This is a genomic window from Akkermansia biwaensis, from assembly GCF_026072915.1.
GTDB lineage: Bacteria > Verrucomicrobiota > Verrucomicrobiia > Verrucomicrobiales > Akkermansiaceae > Akkermansia > Akkermansia biwaensis.
This window is the reverse complement of the sequence record NZ_AP025943.1, coordinates 814,569-835,619: the sequence shown is the minus strand read 5'-3', so window position 1 is coordinate 835,619 and position 21,051 is coordinate 814,569. Positions and strand designations below refer to the sequence as shown.

Sequence of the window (21,051 nt, the reverse complement as noted above, 5' to 3'; positions counted from 1 at the left end):
GGTATTGTAATATGGGTGGTATGTTTGGGGTTGTTAATGAAGAGGTTTTACAGTGACTACGCCGGCGGCGACGGAAACCACCTCCACCGGCGTTCCGGCCGGAAGCGTTTCCTCCCCCTCCTGAATAGCCGGGAGGTACAGAAGCTGGCTGGGGTGGGCGATTGTCACCTGGCCGCCGCGCTGGCGGCCGCCGGGAATGCTGATGTACACGGAGCCGGTCATGCCCTTGAGCGTTTCATAGTTCAGGGTTCCGTCGGACTTGAGGCTCATGATGAAACGCATGGACAGGCCGATGATCAGGAACATCAGGATGCCCGTGAAAGCGGCGGCGGCTATGGAGGCGGCCATGCCCCAGCCCAGACCCTGGGCCAGCACGCCGCCCCAGCCGAAGCCCAGGAAGAAGCCTATGCCGGATTTGACGGAGAGCAGCCCTACGTCGGCGCCTCCGGAGTCCGCGTCAAAGTCCAGGTCATGTTCTCCAAGACCGAAGAGGGACAAAAGAAACAACAGCGCGCCTATGCCTGTCGCGGCAATGGCGATGATGAAAAAGATGGAGTAATCAGTCATAGGGTGGATTGATTAAGGGGAGTATCCATATTTGCGGCCCGCTTGTCTATGGAAAAAGACGGGCATGCGGGATTCCCGCCGGGAGGGAAGCGCTCTTTCCGCCGGGCTTCGGCATGTCCGGAAATTCCGTCATTTCATTTCCACGACGGCTTTTTCCCCTTTTTTGAGTTCCAGTTCCCGGAGCAGAAGAAAATCGTTGGTCAGCAGCCCCATCTTGTCCACGGGGGTGGCGGCGTCTCCCACCGTGACGGTGGCCGTTTTGGTGCTGATTCTGTTGGGGAACCAGACACCCAGCCTTCCCTTGGCGTCCTTGTTGGCCGTGACGGTGAATCCCTTGGCGGCGTCCTCCGGATCGTTCCAGCTGATGTGCCAGGGGGACTTGGCGTGGGATTCGTCCAGGCGGGCGACCCAGGCGGGGTCTCCGTAAAAGGCTACCGTATCCCGGTCATGAATCAGCCCCATCTGGTCCTTGCCCATGCCGTAGCCGGCTGCGGCCATGCCCTTGGAAAATTCAGGGTCGTCCTTGATGCCGCTGATGTCCGGAGAATTGAAGTGCACGTCCATGAGCTTGGGAAAGCGGGTCATGGTTTCGTCCAGAATGAACTGGTTGTTCAGGTACCAGGCCTCCGCCAGGCTGGAATTGTCATGGTTGCTGAAAAGCATGCCCAGGGTTCCCCAGCCGCCCTTGCCGTACCAGGAAGGAACGGTGTAGCCCACAAGCTGGTTGAAGCCGTAGCGGCTCAGGGCGGTGACGGCCATGGAGTTTTTCGTTTTCATCACGTCTCCCACCAGGCAGTTGCCCGCGGCCAGCCAGACGGCGGGGCCCGGGCCGGGCTTGATCACGGGAGCCTTGCTCCGTTCAATAAAGGCCATCAGATCGTCTTCCTTTCCGTTGAACAGCACGCCGCGTAGGAAGGTGGTGAATTCCTGGAACTGCTTTTTGTTCAGCACATGAAACTGGTTGTTCCCGGATACGATGATTCCCTTGCCGAAGGGCATTTCCAGATTGAACTGGGTGGCATGGGACGCGGTGGCGAAGAACTGGGGGGCGTTTTTCTCCCAGTATTGCGTGAGCTTGGGCGTCACGCCCAGGGAATCCTGGTCTCCCTTTTCCTGTTCGCGCAGGCCGCGCGTGTAAAAGGACGGCGTCACTTTTTCCTTGTATCCGCGCTGTTCCGCATACTGGAAAGGCTGCCAGTCCAGAATGCACATGCTTTCGCTAAACCGTCCGGAGTCGATGTTGGTAGTGCCCATGGCGCGGGTCATGACAAGGGGGGATTCCGCGGAGGCTATGCGCATGGCGTCTTCCGGCGCGTACCCCGTGACGATGCCCCAGATGCAGTCCCCGTAGGGGTCGTCGTCCAGGCGGCGCGTGAGGCGGTGCAGGTCATTGACCACGGTTCTGTCTATCTCCTCCGGGCGCGCGACGACGGCCAGAAAGCGGGGAGCCATTTTCTTGAGGGTGTCCAGTTTGGCGAACATGGAGTCCTTCACGGTGACGATGGCGCCGCCGTGCCTTTCCGCCAGCTTGTCCGCCACGTCTTTCCATTCCGGCATGGCCGCGGTTTCCTCCGAGATAATGATGGCGTAGTCATTCCTGGCGTTTGCCTCCTTTTTAGCGACGTTTGCGGCAGTGGCGTGAATGCAAAAAGCCGCCGTGGAGACGGCGGCCGGGGCTTTTTCGGATTTGTCCGCCTGCTTTTCGGCAGGCGGAGCTTCCGTAGCCGGATGATCCGGCAGAATGTTCAGGTTGAGGTGGTCCCCCTTGCCGAAGATGTCCCTGGCAAGCTTGTTCACTTCATCCACCGTGATGGCCTTGACGTCCGGAATGCTTTCCCTCTGCTGGGCGAGGCGGTCCGGTTTGGCCTGGGAATCCTTCAGCAGGCCCGTCCAGTAGCCGTTGTCGCGCTGGGCGCGCTCCATGGAATTGAGGATGGGGTTGCGCGCCCGGTCCAGTTCCTCCTGCGTTATGTTCCCCTTGCCGAGTTCGGTCGCGATTTTGGCAATGGCGTTGCGGACGGCGTCCTTGTTGCGCATGACGCCGGAGCTGATGGTGAAGATGTAGCCGTCGTCCGGGTAGGTTTCGCTGATGTTGATGCCGGTGAAGGGGGAATAGGTTTCTCCCATGTCTTCACGGATGCCCTTGAAGACGCGGTCGTAAAAGACGGCCTTGAGCATGTTCAGCCTGCGGGCCAGCTTTTTGTCTTCCCCGCCGGGCGTTTTCCAGAAGAGGCAAACCAGCGTCTTGTCAATGGAGGAGTCGTACTCCAGATCCCTGGAGAAGTTGAAGTCCGCCATGGCCGGATGGCGCAGTTTTTCGTCCAGCGCCGCCGGAGCGTCCGCTCGCTTGGGGAGGGCGCCTACCGTACGTTCCAGCATGGGGATGATGTCCTCCGGCTTGAAATCACCGGTGACGGTCACTTCCATGTAGTTGTTCTTCAGGGGGGCGTCCACCCAGTCCCGTACTTCCTTGATCTGGTAGGATTCCAGCTGTTTCTGCGCGGGGAAGGTGAAGCGGGGATTGTTCTTGTACAGGATGGCCGGGACCTGCGTCTTCATGGCTCCCTGCGCTTCGTGAGCCAGCTTGTTGTAAAGCATGGGGATGGCGCGGCGGAGCTGGACGACGCCGTCCTCGCGGTAGCCGGGGTACATCAGGTAGGCCGTCTGAAGCTGGAGCTGGGTTTCCAGGTCTTTCCGGTTGGTGTTGCCCGTCAGCACGAAGGAGCGGTCCGTCATGGAAAAGCCCACGCCGACTTTTTTGCCTGCCATGACGGCGGCCAGGTCGTCATTGGAGTGGTTGGTCAGGCCGCCGCCGTTCATCACGGCGCCCGTAAAGATTTCCAGCCCGGCGGCTTTCTCCGGCCTGCTCAACTCACCGCCGTCCACGGCAAAGGTGATGTTGATGGAATCCTTGTCGAATTCCGTAGGCTTCAGGTTGACGCGCACGCCGTTGGAAAGGGTAAGCTGCGTGACTCCCAGGTCCGCGGCTTCTTTTCTGGCCGTTACCTTGCCGGGTTCTCCGAACTTGTAGGAGAATGCCTTCTGCTCGTCCACCCTGTAGGGTTCCACCTTGGCGGCCTGGGCTTCCCGGTAGGTCTTCATGGCCTCGGCGGAGCCCTGGGCGTTTTCCTTGTTCGACGTGACGATTACGCGGGGATGGGCGTTGCTCCAGGCTTTTTCCAGGGCGGCTTGGCATTGTTCCGGAGTCAGGTTTTCAATGACTTCCCTGGAGATGGACCAGTCTTCCTCAGGCGTCGTGAAGACCATGTCTTGCGCCGCGCTCTGAGCGATGGCGGAAGCCAGGTCCTCGGACTTGGCCGTAGGCCAGGATTTGATGGCGTTTTCCGCGGCGGAAATGCTGTTGCTGCGGGCTTCCGCCAGCTCCTCCTTGTTGAAGCCGAATTCCACGGCGCGGCGCAGTTCCTGCTCCATGGTGGTCAGGGCCGTCTTCCAGTTCTTGTAGTCCGCCCGGGCCTGGATGGCGTCCACCTCCGCTGTTTCCAGCAGTTCCATGCGGCCAGCCTCCGCGGAAATGAAGGGGCAGTCCGTGTTTTTCGCCATCTTTTCCAGGCGGCGGTTCAGCATGGCGTAAGCCATGTTCAGCGGAATGTCCCTGGTGCGGTTGGCGATGGTATCCGGCTTCTTTTCATAGGGCCGCACGAGGTTGATGCTGATTTCCGTGGCGGTGGCCTCCTTGTTGGTGATCCAGTGGCTGGTGGCCTCCGCTGCCGTCTTGAGGGTTCCCCGGTCGGCCTTGAAGGAATAATCGTCCTTCTTCATGGAGCCGAAGTATTTTTCCACCCATTCCTTTCCCTGTTCCGGGGTGATGTCCCCGGCGATGACAAGCTGCATCTGGCTGGGAACGTAATGGGTCTGATAATAGTTCACGAACTTTTCCCGCGGGGCGTTCTGAATCACTTCCAGCGTGCCGATGGGGTAGCGGTGGGGAATCTTCGTGCCGTCCAGCATGATGGAGAATACCTCCTTCATGACCCGGTAGCTGGCGGAGTCGCGCGCCTTGTATTCGCTGGTGATGATGCCGCGTTCCGCATTGACGGCGCTTTCCTCCAGCAGGGCGCCGTCCGCAAAGTCGCGCATGATGGTGAAGGCCAGGTTCACGGTGGATTCCTTCATGCTGGGAACGTCCATCGTGTACACGGTTTCGTCAAACGAGGTGTAGGCGTTGGCGTCACCGCCCAGCCCCAGGCCTTCCTTCTGCATGGCGGGGATCATTTCTCCGCGCTTGAAGTGCTTGCTGCCGTTGAACACCATGTGTTCCAGGAAGTGGGAAATGCCCTGGATATCATCCGTTTCATTCAAGGAGCCGGTATTGACGCGCAGGCGTATGCTGAAACGCCCCTTGGGTTCCGCATTCGGGCGGATGAAATAGGTGAGCCCGTTGGGGAGCTGCCCCTTGATCAATTGCGGGTCCTGCTTAGGAATGCCGGCTGCCGCCTGGGCTGGAGCCTTGGCCAGTGCCTGGGATTCTGCGGCCGGGGAAGCCGCCGCTAGGACGCATGCCGCGGCCAGAATGGAAGTAATGGTGAATGCCTTCATGGGAGAATGTTGTTGTCATGTTTCACATGGTTTTCCGGGCAAGTCAAGCGGGCTTTCCTGCATGAAGGAGGTGAAATTTCCGGTCTGCCGGGAAAACGAAAGTCTTTTCAAAAGGAAGAAGAGGGAGTCCATTCGTCCCGCGGCCGGGGTTCGGAAATGCCGCAGATGCGGTCCACGCAGCGGTTCCAGGCTTCCTGTCCCTGATAGATCTCTACTTCGATGCGGAGGAAGTAGATGGGGACTTCCGGGTCTTCCTCCGGCTTTTCCAGCCGCACGGCATCTTTTTCCGTGGTCACGATCATATCCATGGCGCGGTCCGCGCACCGGTCGTAGAATTCTTCCAGTTCCGACTGTTCAAACCAGTGGTGGTCCGGAAATCTGCGGCAGATTTCCACATTGGCGCCCAGGGAGCGCAGGGAATCCTCAAAGCTTTCCGGCCGGGCGATGCCGCTGAGGCAGGCCACCCATTTCCCCTTGAGCACTTCCAGCGGCAGGCGTTCCCCGGTGAAGACGTTTTCCAGGTACTTGGGGCCGTGGTCGCTGACGATGATTTCCGCCACGGGGTTATAGCGCCGGATTTTGGCAATCAGCTCGTCCTGCGGCTTGCCGCCGCATTTGGTCAGCACGATGTAGCTGGCGCGCGCCAGGCTGCTTTTGGGCTCCCGCATGGTGCCGCGCGGCAGCATGGCCCCGGTGCCGAAGGGGGCGCCGCAGTCCACCAGCACGATGTCCAGTTCGTGGGCCAGTTTCAGGTACTGCATCCCGTCGTCCAGCAGGAGGGTGTCGCAACCCAGATGTTCGATGGCGAAAATGCCGGACTTGATGCGGTTCTTGTCTACCAGCACCGCTACGCCGTCCAGATTCTTGGCCAGCATGAACGGTTCGTCCCCAGAATACAGGGGGCTGAGAAAGCGGGTGCGGCCGTCGCTGGCGATTTTAGGCAGGTTTTCCACCTGCCTTCCGTCCTTGTCCTTCCATTCCTGGGCTTCGTCCAGTTCCGCGCTCTTGTAGCCGCGGGTAAGAATGGCCACCTTGCGGCCGCGTTCCGTGAGCGTGCGCGCCAACAGTTCCACCACGGGCGTTTTTCCCGTGCCGCCCACGGTAATGTTGCCTACGCTGACGACGAGCGTTCCCAGCCTGGCCTGCCTGGCAATGCTGGAATGGAACAGGTACAGGCGCATCAGCACCACCAGCTTGAACAGCCAGGAGGCGCCTCTCAGCACCAGGCGCATCATCGTGGCGCGGAATCCCCTGGCGCGGCCGAAAATAACTTCCGTCCCCCACTCTTCAAACTCTTCCGATCTGGATTTCATGATATGCCGGCGGCGTGTGCGCGGAGTCCGTCAGTGAAGGATGCGGTGGCAGTTGTCGCAGTAAACGGTTTCATGGCCGCCGAGCACTTTCATGCGGGCGTTGTCCGTAACGACCATGTGGCATCCGCCGCAGTGGCCTTTTTCATCCATGGGGACGATGACCGGGACGCCCTTGCTTTTGGTCATCCGCTCATATTCTCCCAGGGAATCTTCGGGAATGGCGGCGGCCAGGTCCGCGCGTTCGGCGGTCAGATTGTCCAGAAGCTGCTTGTCCGTTTCCGCGGTCCGGTCGAAGCGCGCCAGAATCTCTTCCATTTCCTTCTGGGAATCCTGCACCTTGAGGATTTTTTGCGCCAGGCTCTCTTTGGCCGTTTCCAGGCGCTCCATCAGTTCCAGTTCCGCGTTTTCCAGTTCGTCAATGGCCGCTTCCGTCTTTTCCACCTCCTGAATGCACTTCTGGTATTCCTCATTCTTGCGGGTATTGGACTGGAGGGTCTTCATCTTGCCGATGTAGGAACGCTTGTTTTCAATCGTTCCCTCCACGTCCCGTATATCCTTTTCAAGGCCGGCAACCTCCTTCTTGGCGTCCAGGGCCTTCTGCTTGATGGCCTCCATTTGCCGGAGAAGGCGCGTTCTTTGTTCCGGCAGGGCGGCCAGTTCCTTGCGGAGCCTGGCAATGCGCGCATCCTTTTCCTGCAGGATCAGCAGCTGGTCTAAGTCGGCATGATTCATCGCCTGCCAGCCTACCATGCGTGGCGGGAGCGGAAAAGATTTTTTCACGGATGCCGGGAGGCCGGGCATACATGCCTCCGGATTTGAACGTTCGCGCCGTCCGGAAAGGCGCGGATGGCCGCCGTTCCCATGGAAATCACGGACTTTCGCCCGGTTCCTGCGGAACAATCAGAAAGCGGCCGTCCGGAAAAAGGCGGAAGACCTCCGGAAGAGGGCGGCAGGGACCGTTTTCCGGAGAACAGAGAGGAATACTGATGCACGGAGCGCTGCGAAGGGAAGCCGTGCCCGGATGCAGGCGGCCGAGTGCTTCCAGAAGAGCCCTCTGCTGCTCCGGCGTGCTGCCCCGCCGGGGACGGGAAGCGGCCAGTTCCGCGAACTGCCCGGCGATTTTATCCTCCTTCTGGCGGCGCTGCCATGAGGTAAGAAGACAGAAGGCGGGTATCAGCAGGACAACCGCCAGAAAGAGAATGAAGGAATGGCTGCGGGGAGGCATGAAAAAGAGGAGGCTGCTCTCCAGCATAGGGAGGAGCGGCTTCCGCTCAACGGAAAAAGTGAAAAAATCTTAGAACGTCAGGATGGTCTGCACGCGGAAGACGCTGGCATTGCCGGTGTCGTTCCTGCCAGCCGGGTTGGAAATCCACAGCAAGGAGGGCTGGATCAGGAACCAGGGAGTGACGGAAATGTTGTAATGGCACTCCATCACCACTTCCTTTTTATTCCTGGGCCGGCCTTCCGCCATGCTCCCGTCGTCCGGGCGGGTGACCGCCAGCGCCATGCCGAACTGGTTGGCTTCCCCTTCCGGACAAATTCCCAGATGCTGGAGGGGCTGGCTGCATACGAAGCCGCCGGACCACTGGACGGCCGCGCCGCAGGCGTTGTCCCGCGTGGAGTCGCTCCAGCCCGCGCGGCAGAAAACTTTCCAGGGGCTGGAACCCAGTTGTTGTTCCGCGTTGATAGCTATTCCGGCCACGGTATGCAGGTTCTTCTGTTCCTCATCTTCCGGCAATTCATTGATCCGAGCGACAAAGGGGGTCAGCTTGACGGCTCCGGAATCATGCACCCATCCGAGTTCCGCCAGCAGGTTGAAATTCTTGCCGTCCGTTCGTTTCAAGGGAGACGCGTTTTGGGGGCAGCTGGTGAAGCTGCCACCCAGCATGGCGTACCACTGGTCGTGGAACTGGTGCTGGAGGACCAGCCCCAGGTTGGAGTCCGCCATCGGGATAGTCTGGTTGTTGACGAAGGGCGACGCGCAGAACTGCCCGAATGAGGAATTGGCGTAGCTGTTGGTATCGAAATAATTCGTCTGGTTCACCACTCCGGCCACCAGGACGCTTTTTCCCCGGTTGAAAGATTGGAGCAACGCTATTTCCGGCAGAAAAAGATTCTTTCCCCGAAAATATCCGTATGGGTGTCTCCCGTCAGGCCGATGGCGTCGTTCATGTTGCCGCCCCTCCAGGTGCGGCCGTTCAGGGCGGCGGAGCCTGAAAGCTCCAGTTTCAGCCAGGTATCCTCCTGCCGCGGGGACTTGATGAGGCGGTAGTTGGCATGGGCGTGCAGCAGGTACCAGAGCTGGGTGCCGGGCTTGCCGGGCGCCGGGTTGTGGATGGAATTGTAGGAAAAGGCGTTTTCCACCAGGAATTCCAGCCCCGCCTTGTAGGCGCGGGTGTGCAGGCCGCCCAGGGTGCGCGTGAGGGCGTCGTTGGGGATGGGAGCGGTTTCGTCCCCGTAATCCGCGCCCAGCAGGTTGATGTCCGCCAGAAGCTGCCCCTGGGGTTCCGGTCCGGAAGATTGGAGCATGTCCGTGCCGGCCTGTCTCCCCTGGGCGGCAAGAGCGCCCGAAAGGCTGAGAATGATGAGTGTTCGGTGCATGGCTGTTGATAGAGTTTCCTGTGAGGAAAGAGAGCGGCGGTGTGAACGGAGCCTGCACATCCTACGGGAAATCCCCTCCGGCGGAAAAGAAACAAATCCCGCCGTTTGAGTCATGACACAGGGAGAGATTTCTTCCGTAAACAAGGTGTTCCAGCTCCGGGCGCGGAAGAAAAAAACACGGCGAAACGCGCGCGGATGCTCCGTCAGAGGCCGAGGGCTTCCTTCTGCCAGTTCAGCAGCGTGGCCATGCCTTTTTCCTTGTCTTCGGCGATGGCTTCCAGGGAGGCGCGGGTAATCAGGAAGGAGCCTTCAATGTCCAGTTCTTCCGCCTTTTCATCCCTTATCTTGCAGAGGCGGGCCAGGTTGGCTTCAAACTGCTCGGAATGCTGGCGGCGCTGGATGTGGGGACGGCACGGATAATCGTCTTCATCCAGCAGGTAGAATTTCTGCACGGCGTCCGTGAACCGGTTGCGCCTGTGGGCGTGGAAGCGGGGGGAGGGGGAAACGGGCCTTTGTTCCTGAAGGGCCACGCTCCACTGGATCAGGTCCGCATTGGAACAGACCATGAAGGAGGGCCTGTCCCAGCTTTTGGCTTCGGAATCCCGCCAGGCCCACAATTCCCGGAGGGCGGCCAGCCCTTTCCTGTTCAGCTTGCCGCTGCCCTGGATGCGCCAGGGGTCCGGATGACCGGTCAGGTAGCGTTCCCGCGCGCGTTCCATGGAATGGCGGCAAATCTCCTCAAACCAGCCCACGCGGCCTTTTTCCCGGAGGGCGGTCATCAGCTTGTCCGCCATGTCCAGCATGTAATTGACGTCATTCAGGGCGTAGGTAACCATCGTGGGGGAAAGGGGGCGCCGGGCCCAATCCGCCTTCTGGGAGGACTTGCTCAGCGTGACGCCGTGGAAATGTTCCACCAGGGCGGCCAACCCGAACTGGCGGAATCCCAGCAGGCGCGCCGCCGTCTGGGTGTCCCAGATCATGGCGGGCAGCGTTTCCCAGGCGCGCTGGAACAGGCACATGTCATAATCGGCGCCGTGCATCCATACTTCCGTATCCCGCAACCAGTTGTAAAACGGGCTCATGTCTTCGATAGCGAGGGGGTCGATCAGGCAGGAGCCCGTTTCATCGGCATACTGGATCAGGCAGATTTTTTCCTGATAGCGGTGCAGGCTGTCGGCTTCCAGATCCAGGACAACCCGCCCTTTTGGCTGTGCGGCAGCGCGTTTGCGCCATTCCAGTAGTTCCTCTTTCTCGCTGATCATTTTGTTGTAACCGGGCGGAATTGAACCATGTATCCGGACTGGGGGCAACTGGAAATGCAAAAAAAGTGACGATGGGACAATGATGTGTTGCCTATTTCCCGAAAATAAGGCACGAAGAAAGGCGTATGGAAGAGGAAGCACCAGGCGCCGAACGCAACCACGGGGAACAGCCCCTGGAAGAACTGATGAAACGCTGGAATCTGACCAACCATGATCTGGTCGCCATTTCTACGGAGCAGCTCACCCACAAGCAGGTCCAGAAGGCCCGCCAGGGGCGGCAGCTGACGCTGAAAATGATGCAGAAGGTGTGCCGCGCCCTGAACGTGGCCATCTGGGAAAAGCTTACTCCGGTACAGAAGGAGCAATACTTCGAGTACATGCACAAGCACGTGTTCAATTACGCCAAGGGGTATGATCCCCTCTGGAAGGACCCGAACCTGAACATGATGGCCTGAGGTTCCTTTTCCGCTGCACAAGTCCGGGAATCTCCGCTTTTTGCACGTTCATGCCTTCTGTCCGGCGGTTTTTCCCGACTGTTGTTTTTTCATTTGGTTCCAGGGAAGTGGAGAGAGGGATTCCCTATTTCTTGATATGATTTTTTGGGAAAAAGGTTTGCGGAAGAGCCTTTTTTCACCAGCCTCCATCTTCACGCGGAGTTTTTACTGCCAATGGGAACGGTCGATAAATAATAATGAAGGCTTTGGCTTCTACCGCGGATTTGCAATCCGGGGTCAACCTGTAATTTTGAGGAAAAAGCGTTTGGGTCAAATTTACACCCGTTTATCCAGATGTTCTCTCTACCGGGAACAGCAGTTTCCCGGTTTTCCCGGATCAATGACGCCCGCAGCAGCCCGGAGAGGAATTCTCCTTTCTTTTCCGCCGTTCGGAGTTTTATTAGGAGCGGGAGACGTTTAGAGATAGCGGGTTGAGCCGGGCGGAGAATGGAAGCGGATGGGCTGGTTTTCCGGATTATGGGTACTGAATCAAGCCGGAGGAAAGCCGGATTGTTTCTGCCGCCAGGACTTTCCGGATTGCAAATCCGGTATTCATTGCCCCGCCGATGACGACTTCATTGAAAAATGAAAAAGCTTCCGTGATGCGCCCGGGTTCCGGGGCATGTCGTTTCCTGCATGGGCGGAGCATCGCCGTTCTTATTGACAGCTGTGAAAGCCGGGTGTATATGGCGCGCACTTTTGCCTGAGCCTTGCATAAGGATAAACTAATAACCATGAAAAACATTGCTTTTCTTATCTGCTGCACTGGAATTTTATCAATATTTCTTGATAAATCTTTTGCAGAAGGTTCTCCGGTTCTGTCCGGAAACACTCCCGCAGGTCAACGTGATGCAGCCGTGCTGTCGGATGGTGAATATATGTTGACTGTTAATGATTACAAGGAATTGAAGGAAAAGGGAGGGCTGCTGGTGCAATACCCGGCCCGGCAGAAAAAATTATGGGAGGGCGTTACTTTTTACTTTGAAAACAGGACGGGAAGAAAAGTGGACGCCGTGTTGGAATCTGCGGACGGCCATTCTGGAACCGGGGAAGCGGTGCATCTGGTGAGGATTTCCCCTTCTTTTCCGCTGAAACCGGGAGAGGAATGGCATCTCAGACGGGAACTGCGTTCCGATGAGCTTTTCAACGGGAAAGTGGCGGTTTCCCATATTGGGCAGGAGTATACGTTCCAGGACGACAATGACGCCGCGGTCAAACTGGTTCACGGCGTGCTGGCAAATGCTCTGGTTTCAGGGAACAGCCGTCCGATGATGCCTGTTCCTTCCACTGGAAACCATCTGCACCCGTCTTCTCCGCCTCCCTATCATGCGGATGCGGGAAAGGATGGTTCCAGGCCGTCATCCGGGAAGGATGAGGAACAGGATGAGGAGAAACAGGGGGACGCAGACGGGCCGGAACAGGAGCCCCTCCGGCAGGAGGTCCCGGCCTGTTCGGCGGCGGGAACCTGGAGGAATGCCGCGGAATCTTTGGCCGCCGGGGCGGACATCGTTGTGCCGGCAGGTGGGGCGGCCCGTCCGGAAGAGGGTTACGACGGCGCCGTAACGATGGAGGGTTCCGGAGACATTTTCCTGGAAAGTTCCAACGTGAGCGATGCCGGAAACAAGGATAAATATTACCGGATGGACATCAATCTGGCAGGTGGAGCGGATTCCAGGGTTTACCTGGGATTTTCCAATTCCACGGCCCGTACGGCTTTCCTGCAGGGCAGGATTGCGGGAACCGGAACCCTGGTGCTGGAAAACACCAGCCGCGCCCGCGTTTCCATCTTTGACCTGACCGGGGCGGATATGAGCGGTTTCAGCGGAACGCTGGAAACGGCGGCTCCCCGTTCCAAAATGGACGGCAACGGCAATTACAACACTCCCGTCCAGGTCCAGGCAGCGGGCGACATGCACTCCACCGTGGTGGACCTCTCCCTGATCCGCCAGGGAGGAACGAATCCGGGCGACCTGGACAACTGGCTGACGTCCGGAGTCGGCACGCCCGCCTATGTGGTGCTGAAGCTGGAAGGGGATTTGAGCGTCGCCGGACTTGAAGGGGACACGGCAGGCGGCTCCTCCCGCGTCACGGTCGGCAACGGAAAGACCGCTACCCTGACGGTCGATAATGCGGAAGACCATGAATTCAAGGGAATCATCGGAGGAGCAGGGGCGGACGGAGCCTACCATGCGGGCACTGCGGACAGGGACAGCTACACCACCGGAAAGGTTATTGAAGCGGACGGAACCGGAATCATCAACCTGGTCAAGAAGGGAACCGGCACCCAGACTCTTTATGCGGCCCATCTGGGCAGCCTGGATATTCAGAACGGAACGCTCCGCATAGGGGAAGGCGGCGGCATCACGCTGAAAGACGGTTTTTCCATGTCTTCCGGCGCACGGCTGGACATCGCCTCCGGCGCTTCCCTGACCCTGAACGGAAGCGCCCGTGCGTCCGAACTGGCCCTGATGTCCATTCAATCCTCCGGAACAATCACGTTCGGCCATGAGCTGGTCATGGACATGGAGGGAACACTGGAGCTGGATTCCTCCGTCCAATTTTCCCATGGAAGCATGCTGACGGTGAATGCCCCCGGGCCGGACGCGGAATCCGGAATCTCCCGGAAGCTGGTTTCCGTGACTGACGGGCATGCGCTGTCCCTTTCCGAAGGAGTGCACAAGGAAATAATCCGGTATGCCGAGGGGAAGGATGCGGACGGCAACCGGATTTACCGGGACATCGACGTGTACGGCGGCATTACGCTGAACGTTCAGGGCAGCGACAGGTGGCAGATGCTGCTGACCGGGCTGGATTCCTCCTCGCTGACCGGAACCTTTTTCGATACGGACAAATTCACCTATTACGTCTGGCAGGGAAATGCCGCCGGCTCCACGGAAGGCAATGTATGGACGGACGGCTCTTCCGGCAGCAGCCCGTGGGAGGGCGGCCTGACGTTTCGGAATGGAGACCGGGAAGTCTGCTTCGGCATGAAGGACTTGTCCGGAAAGGACATCAACAGCTTTGACGTTTACATCGACGGCACGGTGGGCATCTCCAGCATGACGGTAACGGTGGACAAGGCGGCGAATGACGGCCTGGGCTACCGGTTCCATGCGGTGGCGGAAGGCGGCGGCATTGCGGATGCCGGGGCGGATACTCCGGGCCGTCTGCGCAAGGAGGGACAGGGAATGCTGACGCTGGCTACCTGCAATACGTTTTCCGGAGGCACGGAGATCCTGGAGGGCAGCATTCTTGCGGCGCGTGAAGGAGCGCTTGGCTCCGGCAGCATCCGCATGGCGGACGGGACGCAGCTCTACATCAATTATCCGTTCGCGAACGAACTGGACAGCTCCTACCGCAATCCGACAATTTCCAATGACATTCAGATAGGCGCCTCCTCCAAGGACTCGGCCCGGATTATCATCGGCTATTCTCCGATGTCCCTGGCGGAACGGGATGAAAACTCGGAAAACAACTCCGGCTACCAGTGGGACTACCTGACTTCCCGCCACTGGCGCACCCTGAGTCTGACAGGAAGGCTGAGCGGGTATGGGGAGCTGACGCTGATGGGCTATACCTCCACTACGTCCAACGGGGCGGACAAATGGGCGAGCATGTTCCACATAAGCGATGAAAACCTGCCGGAAGGGGAAAAATCCGATTTCAGCGGCACAGTGAAGCTGGACAACTACATCCTGTATTCCACGGCCAAATTCTCTGCCAATGCCAATGCCAACAACGACCGCCTTGACGTCCGCAAGCCGGGAGCGGTTCAGCTTTCCATAGAAGACGACGCTCTGAGGAACGCCAGGGTGAACCTGACGCGCGGGCATGTGGTGAATGCCTCCGACAACGGAACCACCTTTGAAGGCAAGGAGCGCATGGACCTGTACCACATTCTCCTGGTCCGGTCGGATTCCGTTCTGGCGGGATTGCAGGGAGACCTGATCGGCAAGACGCAGGACACGGAATACTACGGCGGCGCCTATTCCATCGCCGGAGAAGTGGACACCCTGCGCGTTCTGACCAATTCCACCAGTACGCTGACGCTTGATGTGGGGGAGGCGGATGAACTGTATTTTGCCGGCGTTTTCGGAACGGCTTCCGCATACGGTTCCACTTCTTCAGGGAAGGTCACTGCGGCCGGCAAGGAGACGCTGTCTCTGGTCAAGGCGGGGAAAGGGTCGCAATATATCCACACGGCCACCGTCCGCCATCTGACCCTCCAGGAGGGAACGCTCGGATTCAACAATCTCAAGGTAAATACGAGTGCCGTCCTGCATGGAGGAACTACGCTGAAACTGGGCGTGACGGAAGGCGTGGCTTCCGGAGGCGTTGTGCAGGACTGGGGCGAAGGGATGGGGAACATGACGATCAATTCCGGGTACGCTCTTCACATCGTCACTTCCGCTTCCAGGGAAGTGGCCGCCGGGGACGGCGTGATTCAAGTGCCGGAAACCGCCGTGGTGAACGGTTCCGTTTCAATTTCCGACTCGGCCTACCTGTATTTTGACTGTGACATTCTTCCGGTGGAACAGGCGGAATATCCGCTGCTGTCCATCACGGGCGTGGAGGGGATAGCGGATTCCGGCCGCCTGAATCTGGACGGAGATGTGCTGGTGCGCTTTTCCGGATATAACTTCAGCGGCACGAGCACGATTGACAAGGAATACTACCTGGTAACCACGGAAAACGGCATTTTTGTCAACGGCAGCCTGGGAGGATTCCAGACGCGTACGATTTCCGTGGGCGGCGGCTATTTCGGCATCATCAAGATTACGGAGGATTCCATGAATCTGGTGATGACCGTCACCAATACCCCCACCCGCACCTGGTACAATGGGGAAAGCGGGGAAAATGACGAGGCCGTGGCAGCTACGGACAATGTCTGGTTTGCCAATACGGAGGCGGAGGGCCAGGGAACGGACCGGGACCACTGGCTGGAGGGGCTGGACAAGAACCTGGGAGTGAACGGTTTTTACAGGGATTCTTATCACGTCGCCTTCGGCGGGGAGGGAGATGGAAAGACGGGGGCTGTGGAAATGGACGGAGGAGAGGAATATAACGTCGTGCAGATCAGGGGAACGGTGCGGCCCGCATCCATCCGGGTCAAGGACGACGTCAATTACATTTTCCGGGCCCATGCCGGAGGAGGCATGATTGCCGACGGCCCGCTGCCGGACGATTACGGAAGCAGTGACTGGAAAACCATTCTGACCAAGGATGGAAAGGGAACGCTCCTGATAGAGACGGCGAACACCTATTCCGGAGGAACGGAAGTCAATGGCGGCAGGATCGTCATGCGTGACTCCTCCGCGCTGGGAACGGGGGAAATACGGATGTTTGACGGAACTTCCCTGGCTCTGGATTATGCCAGTTCCGGATTTGTCCAGCAGGTGGCGTCCCTGAACAACCTGTTGACGGTTGCTGAGGATTCCCGCGTAACGGTGACTCATACGGACAGGGTGGTCGGCGCCGTGATTTCCCGGGTTCAGGGCGGTGCTGCCGCCAACCTGTTTTTGCAGGATTCCACCGATCATGCCAATAGCGTTTTCCGGCTGGACGACGGCTCCGGCTTTTCCGGAACCGTCAGCATGGGAGCGGCTGCCGGGGCCAGCGGGGTGGTGCAGGCCTCCCTGGCGCAGAACAAGTGGAACCATGCCTCCTTTGACCTGAGCTTGAACGGAGCGAAAACGACGGTGCTTCACCTCTATCCCATGGATGAGGGCCATGAATGGAGCCTGGCCGGAGTGGCGGGGATGGATGAGGAATCCGCCATTACGGCGGAGAAAAGCGCCGGAAGGGATTCCTCCGTCACGCTGCATTTGTCCACCCAGAGGCAGGACCGCGTTTACAATGGCGACATGGGATTCGGGCGGTATGTGGATATGTACGACAACGGCCTGATGAACGATTCCGGCTATATCAGCCTGATCAAGACGGGAACGTTCTCCCAGACTGTCGGGAACGCCCGCCTGGCAGGCCTGGACATTCAGGAGGGGATCATCAGGGTGGCGAAGACGCTTTTCCTGACGGGGGAATTGAATGTTTCTGAAAACGGCAATCTGGTCGTAGGGGGCGGAAGTTCCAAAAACGTGTATGATTATGACTTGCAGGTGAATGACGGAGGCGTGCTGCGGCTGGGCAGCGGGTTCGGCTCCCTGTCCGGAACGGCTTATACGGAAAACGGCGTTGCCAGGGTCGGCAACATGATTCTTCTGAATGGCGGGGGCACGTTGGGCATGCTGGATGCCGACTGGAGCACCACTTATGAAATGGTGGTGGACGCCGGGAGCGCGGACTTCGTACTGGACACGACCGGATATGATCCGGACACCATGACCGCGTCCGGGGACAGTCATGTGATGACCTTCAACGGGGAAATCAAGCCCGGCAAAACCTCCGGGACCATCAGCATCAGGAACGACAACGCCGAACGGAATGGCCGCGTGGTGCTGGGAGGCGCCAATACCTGGGACGGCACTTTCCGCGTGACGGACCATGCCGCCCTGGAACTGGCCCATGCGGAAGCCCTCAACACGAAGGCCGGAGTTGTTCTGCAAGGGGCGGACTCCCGGCTGGACGTCAAGGCCGGGGTTGTTTCCTACGTCAGTTCCGTGGAGCTGAAAGGGATCGGGGCCTCTGTCAATACGCTGAACTCTTCTTCCCCGGCGGATGCCTCCGTGACGGTGACGGCGCGGACCGGGGCGGGTTCCTCCTCCGTGGCCGGGGCTTCGTTCGGGTCCTCCGGCGGGTACGGCATTGTCCGGGGCGGAAGTTCCGCGGACCGCGCCCTGTTCCATGGCGTGAATGTGGATGTCAGGACCGGAGCCACCCTCTCCCATACGGAGTTTTCCGGGTCTCTGCTGGATGTCGCCGCGGGGCAGCAGGCCGTCATCACCGACATGCTGATTCATGCTGTGGACTCCGGCATCAGGATGGGGGAATTTTCCTCCCTCACCGTTTCTTCCGCGGCCTCTTCCGTTGCCGGCCTGAACATCAGCTATGCAGACGGCAATTTCTCCATGACAAATGCCTCCACCTGGACGACCAATGCGCTGATCACCGGAACGGGACAGGCATCCCTGGACTTTTCCGGAGGGGTGAATCTGCTGCTTACGGAATGCAGCGGCAACTTGATTGACCAGTTGACGGCCTCCCGGGTGAGCACCATCAACTTTGTCCTGTGTGACAGGGACCTTTTGGGCAGCGCTTCCAACGCCGATTTCTCCACGGTCTGTGTGCTGTACGATACCGCTCTGAAAAATGCCGGTTTCGTGCTGGACAATGAAGGCACCTGGATGAATGACGGTGTGGTTACGCTGGTGCGTCCGGTTCCCGAACCCGCCTCCGCCGCACTGGGCCTTCTGGGGCTGGGGGTGCTTTTGCTGCGCCGCCGCAGGCATTGAGCGGCCGCCGGGCTCCTGTTCTCCCTGTTTCCCTTCGGATTCAGGGCCGGGAGAGCGGCGCATAAAAAATCCGGGAACCGCGGAGAGAAACGCGATTCCCGGAAGAGAAATAGCTGGGAACTCCGTTATTCGGCGGATTTCGCCTGCTGCCAGCGGGCTTCCATGGCGTCCAGGTCCGCCTGGTCCAGTGTGAGGCCGTCCCTGGCCAGCAGGCGTTCCATTTCATTGAAACGCCGTTCGAACTTTTTGTTGGCGCCCGCCATGGCCACTTCCGGGTCTATTCCCTTTTTGCGGCACAGGTTCACCACGGAAAACAGCAGGTCCCCCAGTTCTTCCGTGAGGCGCGGGTCTTCTTCCGGCAGGGGCAGTATCTCCTCGCATTCAGCCGTTTCTTCCTTCACCTTGTCCAGGGCTCCCTGGGCGTCCGGCCAGTCAAACCCGGCTTTCGCGGCTTTTTTCTGAAGTTTCCAGGCCCGGAGAAGGGCGGGCAGCCCCTTGCCCGTGCCGTGCAGGTAGGGGGTGGCTTCCGCCCCTTTTTCCTGTCTTTTGATTTTGTCCCACTGGGTCAGGACGGCGTCCGTCGTATCCGCCCGGGAGCTGGCGAATACGTGGGGGTGGCGGCGGATGAGCTTTTCACTGACTTCGGCGGCCACGTCATTGAAATCGAACCGTCCGTTTTCCTGGGCGATTTCCGCGTGAAAAACGACCTGAAGCAGCACGTCGCCCAGTTCCTCCCGCATTTGTTGCCAGTCGTCCCTTTGGATTGTGTCCACAGCCTCGTACGCTTCCTCAATCATGTTGGTGATCAGCGATTTGTGTGTCTGTTCGGCGTCCCAGGGGCAGCCTTGCGGCGCGCGTAGGCGCTTCATGATGGAGATGAGGCGCTGCATCTGGAGGGCAGGCTCGTGGCATTCAATCATTTCAGTGTCGTTCATGACAGGGGCCATACTAATCCCGCGGGGGCGGATGACTAGCAAAAATTCCGCTTTACCCGGAAGGAATCTCCCTGCACACTCGCCCGCATGGAAGTTCACACGTGGAAAGAACGCACGGATGAAGGAACCCTGGTGTACAGGGCATGCCACCACGCCAACAAGTGGAAGCTGGAATGCGCCCCCAAGGTGGGCCGTGCGGAACGCGACGATGTGGAATGGGAACAGGTGGAATTTACGCGTGACCTCTGGATTACCCTGCGCGACCTGCTGTGGCGCAAATACCAGCGCAAGCGCTGCCCGTGGCGTCTGATTGAGGCCATTGACAAGCTTCTGGAAGACATGCCGGAGGAAGAATCCGCCGTCTCTCCGGATGAGGAGAATGAATAGCGGGTTTTCCCGGGAGCTTTTGATACGTGGGGGAATGCTGGCGGGAATATTCAGGGAATGGACTTCCTGGGTATATCCTTTTGTCTGTGAGCTATGCGGTTGCCGCTGCCCGGACGGAAGATACGTCTGCCCGGCATGCCGGAAGCGTTTTATTCCGATAGAGCCGCCCTTCTGCGCCGTTTGCGGGGAGCCGGCGGAGGGTTCCTTCATTCCCGGCGGGATGTGTGCCCGCTGTGCCGTGGACGCCCCCTCCTTTGAGGAGGCGCGCGCCGTGTACGTCAATGACGGAGAACTGAGGGAACTGCTCCTTTCCTTCAAATATGCCGGAGCCCTGCATCTGGCCGGGACTTTTGCCGGGATGATGGCGGAAGCCGTGCGCGAAAACCGCCACTGGTTCGGAGGGAGGGAGTGCCTGCTGGTCCCGGTCCCCATGCACCGGCTCAAACTTGTCCGGAGGGGATACAACCAGGCGGAGGAACTGGCCGTGCTGCTGGGGAAGGAGCTTGGCTGGGCCGTCAGCCGTGTGTTGAAACGCCTGCCGGACCGGATGCCCCAGGCAAGCCTGGCACGGGAGCAGCGCCTCAGGCACGCCCGGAAAATATACGCCGTGCATGAAAGCAGGTTGAAACGCCGTCCCGTCAGGGGCCGGGACATTCTTCTGGTGGACGATGTGTTCACCACCGGGGCCACGGCGGACGCGTGCTCCCGCCTGCTGCTCCGCGCCGGAGCCTCTTCCGTCTGCGTACTGACCCTGGCGCGCACGCATCACGCATGGCATGGCTGAACCGGAATTTTCTTTCAAGGCCTCTTCATCCTTCCTACAATGAGACCATGAATCCGGAGCTGGCGTTTCAAACGAAAGACGAGGTCATGTTTTATGATACGGATTGCGGAGGCGTGGTCCACAATCTGGCCTATCTGCGCATGATTGAAGCCTGCCGTACCAAGTTGGGGGTAAAGCTGGGCATGGACTATAAAATCATGGGCGACCTCCAGCAGTTCACCGTGGTGGTGCGTCATGAAATCGACTATGTTCGGCCTGCCGTGCTGGGGGATACGATTGTGACGACGGGGTGGCTTGAGTCCGTGGAAAGGACCAGTTTCTGGTGTGATTTCGAGATGCGCCGCGCTTCCAACGACGATTTGCTGGTGAGAGCGCATCAGAAGCTCGCCTTCGTGCAAATGCCCCAGGGCCGTCCCGTACGCATTCCGGCGGAATGGCGCACCCGGTGGCAGGCCTGCATGGAGTCCTGATTTTTTTTCATTCCGTGCCCCATTTTGCTCTTGCCATGTGCAGAAAGGTGGTGTTTACTGCTCCCGCCCTTCCAGCAAGGGTAAAGTGCTTGGGTAGCTCAGTTGGTAGAGCAGTAGACTTTTAATCTATTGGTCCCGGGTTCGAGTCCCGGTCCAAGTACCATCTCTTTTCCAAATTGAAACTCCGCGGGGAATCATTCCCCGCGGAGTTTTTTTATCGGTTATACGGGCCGGAAGGCTTATGAAAATGTTCCTCAAGGCCCTGTTTTCTG

The 21,051-nt window shown here is 59.0% G+C and carries 15 protein-coding genes and 1 tRNA gene; 6 read left to right on the top strand and 10 right to left on the bottom strand.

The window, feature by feature from the left end; genetic code table 11:
• Window positions 1-33: 33 nt before the first annotated feature.
• The 8 genes from OQH67_RS03400 to OQH67_RS03365 all read right to left on the bottom strand — a co-directional run bounded on the left by OQH67_RS03400 (window position 34) and on the right by OQH67_RS03365 (window position 10,300).
• A complete protein-coding gene (locus OQH67_RS03400) occupies window positions 34-567 on the bottom strand; it encodes a hypothetical protein (RefSeq protein WP_215435664.1) in 534 nt (177 codons plus the stop codon).
• 129 nt (window positions 568-696) lie between these two features.
• Complete coding sequence (locus OQH67_RS03395; protein WP_215435665.1) at window positions 697-5,124, bottom strand: M16 family metallopeptidase; 4,428 nt, start codon at window positions 5,122-5,124, stop codon at window positions 697-699.
• Between the two features lie 107 nt (window positions 5,125-5,231).
• The gene (gene lpxK / locus OQH67_RS03390) at window positions 5,232-6,437 is read right to left on the bottom strand and encodes a tetraacyldisaccharide 4'-kinase (RefSeq protein ID WP_215435666.1); all 1,206 of its coding nucleotides are present in this window, start codon (window positions 6,435-6,437) and stop codon (window positions 5,232-5,234) included.
• Between the two features lie 30 nt (window positions 6,438-6,467).
• Complete coding sequence (locus tag OQH67_RS03385; protein ID WP_215458883.1) at window positions 6,468-7,187, bottom strand: zinc ribbon domain-containing protein; 720 nt, start codon at window positions 7,185-7,187, stop codon at window positions 6,468-6,470.
• A gap of 118 nt (window positions 7,188-7,305) precedes the next feature.
• The gene (locus OQH67_RS03380; RefSeq protein WP_215435668.1) at window positions 7,306-7,662 is read right to left on the bottom strand and encodes a hypothetical protein; all 357 of its coding nucleotides are present in this window, start codon (window positions 7,660-7,662) and stop codon (window positions 7,306-7,308) included.
• A 69-nt stretch (window positions 7,663-7,731) separates the two neighbouring features.
• A complete protein-coding gene (locus OQH67_RS03375) occupies window positions 7,732-8,529 on the bottom strand; it encodes a carbohydrate porin (protein ID WP_265145637.1) in 798 nt (265 codons plus the stop codon).
• A 2-nt stretch (window positions 8,530-8,531) separates the two neighbouring features.
• Window positions 8,532-9,038 carry a hypothetical protein gene (locus OQH67_RS03370; RefSeq protein ID WP_265145636.1) on the bottom strand — a complete coding sequence of 169 codons (507 nt, stop codon included), beginning with the start codon at window positions 9,036-9,038 and terminating at the stop codon, window positions 8,532-8,534.
• Between the two features lie 203 nt (window positions 9,039-9,241).
• Complete coding sequence (locus OQH67_RS03365) at window positions 9,242-10,300, bottom strand: ribonuclease D (RefSeq protein ID WP_215435670.1); 1,059 nt, start codon at window positions 10,298-10,300, stop codon at window positions 9,242-9,244.
• 125 nt (window positions 10,301-10,425) lie between these two features.
• Here OQH67_RS03365 and OQH67_RS03360 point away from each other — a divergent pair, with 125 nt between their 5' ends.
• Entirely contained in the window at window positions 10,426-10,755 is a 330-nt protein-coding gene (locus OQH67_RS03360; RefSeq protein ID WP_215435671.1) for a hypothetical protein, read from the top strand.
• Window positions 10,756-11,269: 514 nt separating this feature from the next.
• Here the strand turns inward: OQH67_RS03360 and OQH67_RS03355 are convergent.
• The gene (locus OQH67_RS03355) at window positions 11,270-11,626 is read right to left on the bottom strand and encodes a hypothetical protein (RefSeq protein ID WP_215435672.1); all 357 of its coding nucleotides are present in this window, start codon (window positions 11,624-11,626) and stop codon (window positions 11,270-11,272) included.
• Window positions 11,627-11,672: 46 nt separating this feature from the next.
• Here OQH67_RS03355 and OQH67_RS03350 point away from each other — a divergent pair, with 46 nt between their 5' ends.
• Entirely contained in the window at window positions 11,673-18,203 is a 6,531-nt protein-coding gene (locus tag OQH67_RS03350) for an autotransporter-associated beta strand repeat-containing protein (RefSeq protein ID WP_215435673.1), read from the top strand.
• A gap of 125 nt (window positions 18,204-18,328) precedes the next feature.
• Here the strand turns inward: OQH67_RS03350 and mazG are convergent, their stop codons facing one another.
• Window positions 18,329-19,138, bottom strand: coding sequence for a nucleoside triphosphate pyrophosphohydrolase (gene mazG / locus OQH67_RS03345; protein WP_215435674.1), 810 nt, complete (start codon window positions 19,136-19,138; stop codon window positions 18,329-18,331).
• A gap of 87 nt (window positions 19,139-19,225) precedes the next feature.
• On the opposite strand from mazG, the gene OQH67_RS03340 reads away from it, so the two are divergent.
• From OQH67_RS03340 to OQH67_RS03325, 4 genes are all read left to right on the top strand, one after another.
• A complete protein-coding gene (locus tag OQH67_RS03340) occupies window positions 19,226-19,525 on the top strand; it encodes a hypothetical protein (protein WP_067571009.1) in 300 nt (99 codons plus the stop codon).
• Window positions 19,509-20,309 carry a ComFC family protein gene (locus tag OQH67_RS03335; protein WP_306511677.1) on the top strand — a complete coding sequence of 267 codons (801 nt, stop codon included), beginning with the start codon at window positions 19,509-19,511 and terminating at the stop codon, window positions 20,307-20,309. Before OQH67_RS03340 ends, OQH67_RS03335 begins: the two co-directional genes overlap by 17 nt.
• Before the next feature lie 47 nt (window positions 20,310-20,356).
• Entirely contained in the window at window positions 20,357-20,779 is a 423-nt protein-coding gene (locus tag OQH67_RS03330) for an acyl-CoA thioesterase (protein WP_265145635.1), read from the top strand.
• 87 nt (window positions 20,780-20,866) lie between these two features.
• Window positions 20,867-20,942 (top strand) — tRNA-Lys (locus OQH67_RS03325).
• The last annotated feature ends 109 nt before the right edge of the window (window positions 20,943-21,051 follow it).